At 45.2% G+C, this 11,383-nt stretch carries 12 protein-coding genes and 1 rRNA gene; 2 read left to right on the top strand and 11 right to left on the bottom strand.

From position 1 onward, the window contains the following. From D6D85_RS15325 to D6D85_RS15310, 4 genes are all read right to left on the bottom strand, one after another. Positions 1 to 1,850, bottom strand: a 1,850-nt coding sequence (locus D6D85_RS15325; protein ID WP_125672931.1) for a molybdopterin biosynthesis protein, incomplete at its 3' end; no start/stop codon positions are given. A gap of 1 nt (position 1,851) precedes the next feature. Beyond that, positions 1,852 to 3,114, bottom strand: a complete 1,263-nt coding sequence (locus D6D85_RS15320) for a molybdopterin molybdotransferase MoeA (protein WP_125672930.1) — start codon at positions 3,112 to 3,114, stop codon at positions 1,852 to 1,854. Positions 3,115 to 3,177: 63 nt separating this feature from the next. Beyond that, a 5S ribosomal RNA gene (gene rrf / locus D6D85_RS15315) occupies positions 3,178 to 3,299 on the bottom strand. Between the two features lie 41 nt (positions 3,300 to 3,340). Next, positions 3,341 to 3,904 carry a class II aldolase/adducin family protein gene (locus D6D85_RS15310; RefSeq protein WP_125672929.1) on the bottom strand — a complete coding sequence of 188 codons (564 nt, stop codon included), beginning with the start codon at positions 3,902 to 3,904 and terminating at the stop codon, positions 3,341 to 3,343. 48 nt (positions 3,905 to 3,952) lie between these two features. Between D6D85_RS15310 and D6D85_RS15305 the strand changes: the two genes are divergently transcribed. Then, on the top strand, positions 3,953 to 4,768 hold the full coding sequence (locus D6D85_RS15305; protein ID WP_125672928.1) for a metallophosphoesterase: 816 nt from the start codon (positions 3,953 to 3,955) through the stop codon (positions 4,766 to 4,768). A 140-nt stretch (positions 4,769 to 4,908) separates the two neighbouring features. Here the strand turns inward: D6D85_RS15305 and D6D85_RS15300 are convergent, their stop codons facing one another. From D6D85_RS15300 to D6D85_RS15270, 7 genes are all read right to left on the bottom strand, one after another. Continuing rightward, on the bottom strand, positions 4,909 to 5,460 hold the full coding sequence (locus D6D85_RS15300; protein WP_125672927.1) for a 2-oxoacid:acceptor oxidoreductase family protein: 552 nt from the start codon (positions 5,458 to 5,460) through the stop codon (positions 4,909 to 4,911). After that, positions 5,457 to 5,753: a 4Fe-4S dicluster domain-containing protein gene (locus tag D6D85_RS15295; protein ID WP_237558879.1), complete on the bottom strand. Its 297-nt coding sequence runs from the start codon at positions 5,751 to 5,753 to the stop codon at positions 5,457 to 5,459. The genes D6D85_RS15300 and D6D85_RS15295 overlap by 4 nt, the downstream gene beginning before the upstream one ends. A gap of 2 nt (positions 5,754 to 5,755) precedes the next feature. Further along, entirely contained in the window at positions 5,756 to 6,601 is an 846-nt protein-coding gene (locus D6D85_RS15290) for a thiamine pyrophosphate-dependent enzyme (protein WP_337189985.1), read from the bottom strand. Continuing rightward, on the bottom strand, positions 6,601 to 7,728 hold the full coding sequence (locus D6D85_RS15285) for a 2-oxoacid:acceptor oxidoreductase subunit alpha (protein ID WP_125672924.1): 1,128 nt from the start codon (positions 7,726 to 7,728) through the stop codon (positions 6,601 to 6,603). The genes D6D85_RS15290 and D6D85_RS15285 overlap by 1 nt, the downstream gene beginning before the upstream one ends. Positions 7,729 to 7,798: 70 nt before the next feature. Then, the gene (locus D6D85_RS15280; RefSeq protein ID WP_125672923.1) at positions 7,799 to 8,263 is read right to left on the bottom strand and encodes a pantetheine-phosphate adenylyltransferase; all 465 of its coding nucleotides are present in this window, start codon (positions 8,261 to 8,263) and stop codon (positions 7,799 to 7,801) included. Further along, the gene (locus D6D85_RS15275; protein WP_125672922.1) at positions 8,218 to 8,868 is read right to left on the bottom strand and encodes an HAD family hydrolase; all 651 of its coding nucleotides are present in this window, start codon (positions 8,866 to 8,868) and stop codon (positions 8,218 to 8,220) included. The genes D6D85_RS15280 and D6D85_RS15275 overlap by 46 nt, the downstream gene beginning before the upstream one ends. Then, complete coding sequence (locus D6D85_RS15270) at positions 8,865 to 9,860, bottom strand: SIS domain-containing protein (protein ID WP_161969931.1); 996 nt, start codon at positions 9,858 to 9,860, stop codon at positions 8,865 to 8,867. Before D6D85_RS15270 ends, D6D85_RS15275 begins: the two co-directional genes overlap by 4 nt. A gap of 62 nt (positions 9,861 to 9,922) precedes the next feature. Between D6D85_RS15270 and D6D85_RS15265 the strand changes: the two genes are divergently transcribed. Beyond that, complete coding sequence (locus tag D6D85_RS15265; RefSeq protein WP_161969930.1) at positions 9,923 to 11,356, top strand: aconitase X; 1,434 nt, start codon at positions 9,923 to 9,925, stop codon at positions 11,354 to 11,356. Positions 11,357 to 11,383 lie beyond the last annotated feature (27 nt).

Here is an 11,383-nt window from a genome sequence, read left to right as displayed (position 1 = left end):
TCCTTTCTGACTAAGAAGTCATAATCCTCATATGAAATCGGCATGAAGTCTAGGTCATAATATCTAGCTACAACCTCTATCCCCACGCCAACATCAGCTAAACCATGTTTTATAGCTGAAGCAACACCATTGTGCGTTTTTGATTCATACCAATATCCATTTATCCTATTTATTATGTCGTTAAAGCTGGCTCCTTTCCTTTCGGCCAGCTCCTTTAACATGAAATCCAGCAGCGCTCTAGTGCCGGAGCCCCTGTTTCTATTTATCAATCTAAATCTCCCGCTCAGCAAATCCTCTATGCCTGAAAATCCCTTTGGGTTCCCTTTCTCGAGAATGAATCCCTGAAGCCTCCTGTATCCGCTCACAAGCACTGCTATATCCCTGATCTTATATTTATCCAGAAATGTCAGGTTGTATGTTTTCGTCTCCTCATCATACGCATGCACGCCAGAGATATCAGCCTCCCCGCTCCTTATATAGGCAAAACCGCTGAATGATCCAACGCTCACAACCTTAAACTTGATTCTTTCCCTCTCTCTTACAATCTCTAAGAGTTTTTCCAGCCCTATGCAGTGGCTTCCTATTATGCTAACATCTGCTATGTCCTGAGTAGTTCCAAAGAGTCTTACAGGAACTATCTCTCCCTCCTCAAGAAAGCTTACGTTTTCCGGTACTTCTACGAATCCATCGAAATTTGTAAGCGTTGTTATCGATTCCGATCCTGTTGGTGGAGGGAATATGAGAAAATTTCCGTTGCTATCCCTTGCTATCCCAACTGGAAGAAAGCTCCTTCTTCCAGACTCTTTTGCTATCCTTCTTGCAACTCTGCCAATTATAGTTTCCTCCCGTCCGATCGGAATGCCGGATGCCTCTCTCAGTATTGGGGAGACTAGCACCTTGTATATCATCAGGGAGCTTGTCGGAAAACCGGGAAGTCCGAATACAAGCTTTTTTCCGACTCTTCCCAGGATAGCAGGCTTTCCTGGATGAACAGCTAGTCCATGCACGAGAACTCCTGGCTTACCTGCTTCATTTATAGCATTATATATAATGTCCCCAGCTCCAACGCTTGTGCTCCCGGATATTATCACAAAATCTGCTTCTTCAACAGCTTTCTTCAGGGCACTCATGATTTCTTCAGGATCATCTCTAGCTATTCCAATGTAAATAGGCAAGCATCCATCGATCAGAACAGAGCTGTATATGGTGTAGCTGTTCACATCATATATTTTTCCGAAGTCTAGGGAGATGCCCGGAGGACAGAGTTCATCCCCTGTGCTTATTATGGCCACCCTAGGTCTGGAGAAAACTCTCACTTTTCTCAATCCTGTTGCGGCTAGAACTCCTATCTCTCTAGGTCCCAGCACAGTCCCTTTTCTGAGTATTGTCTCCCCAAGTCTTATATCAGTTCCCACTCCCTGTATGTTCTCACCAGGGCTAACAGCTCTGAAGACAAGGACATAATCCTCCTCTCTGCTGGTGTACTCCTCCATGATAACGGAATTTGCTCCTGCGGGAACAGGTGCTCCTGTTGATATCTCAACAGCACAATTTTTATCAACAAATCCATGAAATGGATGGCCAGCTGAGGCATATCCTATGACAGAAAGTTTTTTGGGATCTGTCTCCGTTGCCCCATAGGTGTCCTCAGCCCTGACAGCATATCCATCCTTAGTCGCCCTGTCAAAAGGAGGGATGTCAACTCCTGCATGTACGTCCTCAGCTAGAACTCTGTTCAGAGCCTCTGTTATATCCACTTCCTCCACTCTTTTCTCATAAAAAAGGTTTTCTCTTGCTATTTTAAGAGCCTCCTCCAAGCTGACAAGAGATCTGAAGACAACTCTTCCCATTTCACCACCTCAGATACCTCTTTATCACTATCACATCAGCATAGGATCCCTTCTCAATTCCCTCTACCTCCTCCGGTATTACAAGAAGACCATCTCCATCCTTCAGGGAGGAGATTATTCCCGCACCGGATACCCTGATGGGAGAAGCCCATACCTCTCCATCAATTTTCTGGAGTTTAACTCTGGCATAGTGTCTTATTCCCGGTCTTGATGGTATTCTCGACATAACTCTTGCCCTTATCCTTGGGATAAACCTCTCCCCCTCTATTCCAGCTATCCTCTCCAAAACTGGAAGGGCGAAGTTCATGAAGGATATGGCAGTGGCCACAGGATATCCGGGAAGCCCTATTATCGGCTTTCCATCAGCGGAAATAGCTAGCAATGTGGGTCTACCGGGCATTTGAGTTACTCCATGTACTATTATCCTTCCCTCTACCTCCTCAACTGCCCTGAAGAGGAGATCTCTATCTCCTATACTTGTTCCAGCTATTGTGAGCACCATATCATTCTCTGCTATTGACTTTCTCAGGACCGGCACGAGATGAGATGGCTCATCCCTGACTATGCCATAATATTTCACCTCAACCGGAAGATCCCTCATGAGAAGCCTGAGCATCGGGGCTGAGGAGTTCACGACCTTACCAGCAACAGCAGCATCTCCCACTTCAACAAGCTCATCTCCTGTTGCTATCATCCCGACTTTAACCCTTCTGTAAACCTTAACTCTGCTTAAATTGATGGAACAGAGAGCAGCTATTTCATAGGGGCCCAGAAAGGTGCCCTTTTTCAGAATGATATCCCCTTTTCTTATATCCTCCCCAGCCCTGTCCACGTTTTTCCAAGGAGGGACGCTTGAATAGATCTCCACCTCATCTCCAAGTCTCTTGGCATCTTCTGCCATGACAACAGCATCAGCTCCATCCGGTAGGTATGAGCCAGTTGTTATCCATGCGGCCTCAAATTTTCCTATGCTCAAATCAGGCTTTCTCCCGGGATGAACTGTCCCAACAAGCTTGAGTACAACAGGAGAGCTAGGACTTGCCCCATAGGTGTCCTCAGCCCTGACAGCATATCCATCCATCGCAGCTCTATCGAACGAGGGAACATCTACATCTGATATCACATCCTCAGCTAGAACTCTGTTAATTGACTCCTCCACGTGAACTATCTCTGTATCCAGTTCTCTTTTTCTCAATGAGTTTAAAAACAGGGATAAGGCACTGTCAACTTTTTCCAATTGCTTAAAGCCCCTTGAAATGTGCATAAAAGAAGATCTCCCTCTCAGAAATAAACATTTTTAGCACCATTGTGAATATAAAAGAGTGGAGCTTAGCAGCTTGCACGTTTCCCGAGCCCTTGGGGAGCTCAGTACTCCGTGCAACGTGGCCGGGCTTAACTTCCAGGTTCGGAATGGGTCTGGGTGTGTCCCCGGCCACCATGGCCGCTCGCTCCAATAAGGTGTTGATCTTGCTATATAAAAGCTTTATTGCTCAATGCACTCTGTCGAGGAGCAGTCCTATCAAAAGCATGAGGGAGTTATGTTCCACCGCTTCTAGACGAAAGAAAGCTTCCTTCAAGTCTTTTCCAACAGATATCAATCCATGATTCTTGACAACTATAATATCAGCCTTTTTTATCAGATTTCCAACAGCGTCAGCAAACTCCTGAGTTCCAAACTTAATATAGGGCATTATCTCCATGCTTGATATGAGATCTTCTGCCTCGTAGGATATAATCCTGTAGGGAATTTCGAATGTGGCAAGAGCGGTTGTTATCGGGCAGTGGGCATGAATAACTGCTCCTATATCTCTGCTCTTATAAACTCTGAGATGGGTTCTCCATTCGCTCGATGGTCTCTCGCCTCTTATCAGCTTTCCCTCTAAATCCATCTCCACTATGTCTTCCGGTTTTATTTTCCATTTTGGAACACCAGAAGGAGTTATTAGAATCCTATCTCCTATTTTAACACTTATGTTCCCTCCAGATGCTGTTGTAAGCCTTCTTTCATAGAGAAGCCTCATGTAATTGCATATCTGCTCCTCGATTGATTGCATAGATCTAGCAACATGCCAGCCTTAAAACTGTGAGCTGTTCAACTGCTTATGGAAGTTGAGGATATGGTGCTTGAAAATCCATTCAGAATAATCCCAGAGAACAATATGAGGGAGCTTCTGGAGAGAGCTATCGAAGTTCTCTCAAAAGAACCTGTTATTGTTGATTTAGAGCCGAAAAAAGCCCTTGTTGTTGGGGATACTCATGGGGATATAGAATCCTCGATTAATGCATTGAGAAATCCTGTGGATATTTTCATCTTCTTGGGGGATTATGTGGACAGAGGGGAATATCAGATAGAGAATATAGCTTATCTTTTGGCATATAAACTGAAATATCCCGATAGAATAGTGCTGCTCAGGGGGAATCATGAAACAGAGGAGATGAACCTCTTTTATGGGTTCTACATGGAGGTTATGCTCAGATACAGAGGTCTCTTCGATCTATTTCAGGAGGTGTTCTCCAAACTCCCCTTCATTGCAAGAATGGGAAGGATCCTGATGATGCACGGGGGCATACCGAAGGGATTGGATGATCTGAGCTCCTTAAAGGAAATGAGAGTCAATCTTTCTCCTGAAAGTCCATTCTTTCAGATACTGTGGAATGATCCATCAGAGCTCATATCCGGCTTTAGCTCTAGTCCAAGAGGAGAAGGAATATACCTATTTGGAGAAGATGCGCTGGAAGACTTCCTCAAAAAGAACAATGCCGATGTATTGCTGAGATCTCATGAGTTCTTCCCGGAGGGGTTCAGGAGGATGTTCTCGGGGAAGCTCATATCCGTATTCAGCTGTAGGTTCTACGGAGGAACTCCGGCTGCTGCTCTTCTCACAGAAAAAGATATCATAAAAGTCACTCTTATTTGAATAAAAATTTTAAAATCATAATGGGCTCAGAAGACTCTCTTCAGGGCATAGAGCCCCCTTGCCGAATCTTCATCATCGCCACTAGCTCTCACTAAGAGAGCTGATAACCATTTATTCCTAACTTTGGAAATATTTTTGAGCTACTTTGAGAACTTGACTTTAGCCTCTTCATAGCCCTTTTCTGCAGCTTTTATATTCACCTCAATGAACTCCTTTCTAACTATCTCCTTCATTCCATTTATGAGATCATCCAGCTTTATCAATCCAGATATTCCCACAAATGCCCCGAGCATCACCATGTTTGCAGCTATTCTGGAGCCTATGCTCTCAGCTATATCCGTTGCCGGGATCTCAAATATTCTCTTCACCCTTCCCTTAACAGCATCCATGAATTTTATATTAGATATATCAACAAGTAATATTGTTTTAGATATATCAAACCTTTTAGAAAACGTGTTGAGAGATGCCTGATTCATGGCCATCCAGTAATCAGGCTTTGAAACCTTGGGATAATCTATGGGCTCATCCGAGACCACAACCTCGCTCCTGCTTGATCCAAGTCTGGCTTCAGGTCCATAGGTATATGTGGACGCAACCTCATAACCTCCAAGCATAAATGCTTGGGATAGCACAGCTCCGGAAAGCACAACACCCTGGCCTCCTGATCCAGATATCATTATCTCAGTTCTCATTCCGACACCTCCATCTCCTCAGCAAGCTCAACTCTTCTCTGCCATCTAAGCTCTATCTGCTCTGCCTCTCTCAGAAGCTCTACATCCTTATCAGTTATGATCTGTATTGCGAAGTCGGGACATCTGTATTCACACAATCTGCATGCTCTGCACTCCTCCAGTTTTGCCACGATTGGAACGTTCACTCCCCTATAGTTTCTCTCTTTTCCAACATCAATCACCTTGTATGGGCATGCCCAAACACAGAGAAAGCATCCCTTGCAGAGATCTTGGCTTATCCTTATCTCAATCACCTTCAAGCTTCCACCTCCTTCTTTTTAATTAAGCTCCAGTAGAGCTCTGAAAACTCAGGTCTATCATCTCTATCCAAGAACTCACCCACCACTATCTTCCCCTCTAATTCTTTCTTGTCCATTTCCTTTGCAACATCAAACAGGACTGAATTATCCTTCATCCACTGCATATAATCCCTTGGATCGGGCTTTCTGAGTATATATCTGCCTGTATAAGTGGGGCATTGAGATATCACCTCTATGACAGAAAATCCCTTGTGCTTTATGGCTTTTTTTACGCTGTTTTTAAGTTGAATGAAGTGCCATGTGGTCCATCTTGCTAAATAAGTTGCTCCTGATGCCTTCATGAGCTCGATCAAGTCGAAGTTCGGCTCTATGTTTCCATATGGGCTTGTGTTTGTGTAAGAGTACATGGGAGTTGTCGGAGCCAGCTGCCCACCTGTTAAAGAGTATATCATATTATTCACAACTATGGAGGTTATTCCTATGTTTCTTCTCGCTGCATGTATAAGATGATTTCCTCCTATGGCCATGCTGTCGCCATCCCCCATAAAAACAACAACGTTTAGATCCGGTCTGGCCAGCTTTATCCCTGTTGCTAGAGGAAGGGCTCTTCCATGCAGGGCGTGAATCGCATCCCTTCTGAAGTAAGTTGGCGTCCATCCTGAGCATCCAATCCCGCTGACAAACACAGTTCTATTCCATTCCTCTTCCCCAAGCTCCTCAAAGGCCATTAAGACAGCTCTCTGTATTATCCCTATGCCGCATCCCGGGCAAAAAGCATGAGGCAGCATCTCAGTTCTCATGTACTTCTTCGCCAGATAATGGGCAAAGTCCAGCCTTCTCATCATGCCACCTCCTTTACAGCTGATAATATATCCTCAGGTGTGTGAAGACTCCCTCCAAGCTTTGGAACGCTGATCACTCTTTTTTCTCCAGCTGCTCTTTTTACTTCTCTTGCCATCTTCCCCATGTTCATCTCGGGCACTACAAATGCTTTCACCTGTTCTGATACTCTCCTTATCATGCTATCGTGGAAGGGCCATAGAGTTATCAGCTTCACCACCCCAACTCTTATCCCCATGCTTCTTGCAATCTTAGCAGCTTTTATAGCAGATCTAAACGGACTTCCATAGGCCACGATAGCTATATCTGCATCGTCCATCATGAAGAACTCCTCTTTTGCAATTTTCTCCACATTTCCCTCTATCTTGTTCCAGAGCCTTTTTATCATCCTGCTTCCCTTTATGCTATCTGTTCCTATCCTTCTCCCGATCTCATCATGAAGGACGCTCTCTATAAGCAGGTTGTAGCCATCCCCCACGGACGGCATCTCTCTCTGGATCTCTCCTCCATAAGGTATGAACTCCTCAGGTGGAACTGATGGCTTCATCCTCTCCACAACCTCCATTTTATCAGGAATAACTGCCGGCTCTCTCAAGTGAACTAGGATCTCATCTAAAAGCAATATAACAGGGGTTCTGTAAAGCTCAGAGTAATTAAATGCCATCACAGTGTGCTCAAATATGTCCTGAACACTTGATGGAGCTATTGCTATTATGGAGTAATCTCCATGGCTCCCAAACCTAGCTTGAATAACATCTCCTTGAGCAGGCATTGTGACCATTCCCGTGGATGGGCCAACTCTCTGAGCATCCACTATCACAACTGGTGTCTCTGTTATGGCAGCAAATCCTATTGCCTCCTGCATTAAGGAGAATCCAGGACCGCTTGTTGCTGTCATCGCTTTTAAACCTGATAAAGATGCCCCTATTGCGGCCATAAGGGATGCCATTTCATCCTCCATCTGTATGAAAATTCCTCCCACTTTTGGGAGCTTTCTCGCCATTTCTTCGGCTATCTCCGTGGCTGGAGTTATCGGATAACCGGCAAAAAACCTGCATCCAGCCATTATAGCGGCATCCGTGAGGGCATCATACCCTATGACAAGCTTTCTCTCACCTTTGCCGCTCATATAGCTCACTTGGATCCTAAGCCTCTCTTATTGATAAGCATTTCCATTAGGAGAATTTTGGTTTTATTTTTTAACAGTTTATCCTCTCCCTCCTCAGCTTGGATGATCTTATTGGAGTGCCATTTTCGGAAAGAACCATAGGTATAACCACTATTGTGAGTTTATTTTTTCCACTAAGTAGCCTAGCGTTATTGACAGCAATAGCACCATTGTAAGTCTCCTCAGATACCACTATTGCGTCGGCATCTACGTGAGCAGCAGGTCCTATAGGATCAGTTATCCTACATATCTCAAATTTAGCCCCTATTGATGCTAGAAAATTCTCCACATTCTCCTTTCTTGTGGAAAAAGGTTCTATTTTCTCCCATTCCTCCTTCTCCTTAAGCATATCCCCATCTGTTATCCCAACTAAGAGCTCATCCCCTAGCATGGCCGCCACTCTTAAAAGCTTCTTGTGTCCTGCATGAAGCCTGTCAAAAGTACCTCCAACTATAACCCTTCTGAAAGGCTTTTTACAGCACTCAGGATTCCCCAAATGTCCTTCACCTCCCTGTCAGCTTCTTTCGATCTTATGTGGGAAAATCTTCCTCTCAGCAATCTTACAGTTCTAGCTCCAGCTCTTGATGCCTCTGCTATTCCACTTGGATTAGCGCTCACCAGTATTGTGGTTGAGGGATCCAGCTCTTGGAACAGCTCAGACCACGAGCTGAGCCCTACTTTATATATGTGAAATATATGATGAAGGTTCAGTCTTATCAGCTTCTCCCAGTCCTTGACAGCAGGTCCGATGGATGCAACACCTACCCTGAATCCTTCATCTCTGAGGGATAGTATCACCTTGAATATACCGGGATTTGGCTCAAGTAGGGAGAACTTTGTGTTGTGATATGCAACTACTCCAGCTGCTATTATTCTGGGATCCCATTTGATTCCAAGTTTCTCCAGCATCTCATCGAAGTGCTTTCCGTAGTCCTCTCCCGTCTCCTCAATAACAGAGAATAGGGCCTTTATTGCGGTCTCAAAATCAACTGGAAGGCCTGCATCTATCATGGATAGAACGGCCCTCTCTCTGGCCACTCTCTTGAGAAAGGTCGCATCAAAGAGAACATCATCCAGATCAAAAACAACAGTATCCCTCATCTAACCACCTTGCTGAGTTTTTCGGGGCTATCTGGATCTAAACCCCTCAGGAGGGATGTGTTATAAGCAAGAAGCTGGAGTGGAATTATGTTCACAGCAGGGGAGAACTCATCTCTCACCTTGATCACGGGCACATCCCCTCCTATCTCTATAACAGGTGCCTCGTATACCTTAACCCTATCTATCACCTCCTGAAGGCCATTGGATATTATTATCACTGGAGTATGTCTCGAAACGAGTTGAATTGGTCCATGCAGAAATTCTCTGGCTGCAAACCCCTCATAATGCAGATTTGATGTTTCTCTTAGCTTAAGAGCTCCCTCAAGGGCGGTGGGATAGTTTGAACCTGATCCCAAGATGAACCCTATGTCCCTGTCCTTTATTTCCTCTGCTACCTCAACTACTCTTTTCTGGCACATTTCTATAGTGTTTCTCATGGCCTCAGGAATCTTTCTAAGCTCTTCTCTGAGATCATCCAGGCAGCACCTCTTCCTCTCAGCTGTACAAATTGATAGGAGGAAGGAGGCTGCCAGTTGAGATGTGTAGGTCTTTGTCGCTGCTATGCTCTCCTCTTTTCCTGCTCTTGTTATTATTGTTATATCAGATAATCTATCCAACGTGCTCCCCTCTGTGTTTGTCACGGATACCACAACCTCTCCTCCATGTCTCCTGTAAAAATCCACTGCAATCAACACGTCCTTGCTCTCCCCGCTCTGGGAGAATGCAAGCAAGACAGTTTCCTTTAGATCATCGGGAAGCCAGTACGGAATCTCAGATGCAGCTATGCTTATCACTCTCTCCGATGCTATCTTTGACATAGCTCTCTGAAGGACAAGAGCAGCATGAAAGCTTGTCCCGCTTCCAGTAGCATAGATAAATCTGCCTTTTATCGCATCTGCTGCTCTTTTTACCTCTTCCTCTGTTGAACTCAGGGTTTTGGCGAAGGCATCTGGTTGTTCCAGTATCTCCCTCCTTGTCCTCTCGCCCCTCATCATCCACCTCTTGCTTGGTGCATGCTTTAAATCCTGCTGTTCCCCTGATGAGAGGTGGGTTGTTGGAGATACTTGTGCTGGGGAAGCCCATATCTTGGCTCGATGGAGTTGATGTGAGGACAGGGGAGATAGTCCAGAGGGATCATCCACAGAGAGGAACTTCCATAGCAGGAAGGGCAATAAAAATACCGCATTCCATAGGGTCGACTGTTGGTGCCTACACTTTCTTCAAGCTTGTGAGAAATAAGGCTGCACCGAGAAAGATAATACTTGAGAAGCCTGATAGCATAACGATGGCAGCTGTGCTGGCGGGAATACCAGTTGAGATGGAGCATGAAGGGCCTGTGGAGGAGCTGAAAGTAGAGGGGGTGCCTGAGAACTTCGTCAGGTATCTGGAGAAGGAGGCATCCTTCTCATCAGCCAGAGGATTTGTTAGGATAAACTCAGTACACCTTTCCGGCATATCATATGCCACAATAGGAGAAGAGGGCCTAGATTTCCTGAAGAAAGTATCGAAAGACGCTAGATTCAGGGTATTGGCAACCACAAATCCCGCTGGCATGGACCTAAAGAGATGGAGGAAGATGGGTATTCCGGAGGATTTTGCTGAGAAGCAGCTCAGGATAGTGAGGCTTCTCCTTAAGATGGGTGCTGTTCCCACGTTTACATGCACACCATATCTGGCTGGAAATCTTCCCACATTCGGCGAGCATATCTGCTGGGGTGAGTCAAGTGCTGTCTCCTTTGTAAACAGCGTTATCGGGGCAAGAACAAACAGAGAAGGAAGTATAAAGGGAATTGTGGCTGCTACTGTTGGTTATACACCTCTGTACGGTAAGCATCTGGATGAGGAAAGGATCCCAAATCTGAAAGTTGACATGGCAGGCCTGAAGGGTTTCACAGAGTTCAGCTTGGCTGGATACATTATTGGAAGGGAATATCCCTCAGCTGTCCCATTTGTTGAAGGAGTTCATCCCTCATATGAGGAGCTTAAGGCCTTTGGAGCTGCTGCTGCGGCATCTGGTGGAATAGAGCTCTTTCATATCGAAGGATTTACCCCTGAAGCGCATATTTTTAGTGTAAGCGGAAATGAAAAGCTGAAAGTGGAGGGATCAGATATAATAGAGGCTAGAGAGGAGCTCAGCTCCTATAACGGGGATCCTGATTTAATAGCAGTTGGATGTCCCCATCTCTCCATGAAAGAGCTAATGTATCTAGCTGAGCTCTCCAATGGCAAGAGAACGAAAATAAAATTCTGGGCTTTTACATCCAGATCTGTCCTAGCTCAATGCCAGGGCACAGTTAAAATGCTGGAGAAAGCAGGGATAGAGGTGTATGCTGATACATGCATGGTCGTCTCCCCGCTGGAAAAAATTGGATTTAGAAGGGTTGTCACAAATTCGGCTAAAGCAGCGAAATATTTGAGGGATCTGAGGGGTTTGGATGTGATGATCCTTCCTCTGGAGGAGATAGTTAAGAGATTTTTCATTAGCTAATGGCCGGAGGATTTTTCTACCTTGCAG

This window comes from Candidatus Methanodesulfokora washburnensis (genome assembly GCF_003947435.1).
Classification (GTDB): Archaea; Korarchaeota; Korarchaeia; order Korarchaeales; family Korarchaeaceae; genus Methanodesulfokora; species Methanodesulfokora washburnensis.
Note: the sequence above shows the minus strand (reverse complement) of the source record. Positions and strands in the feature narration are given on the sequence as shown.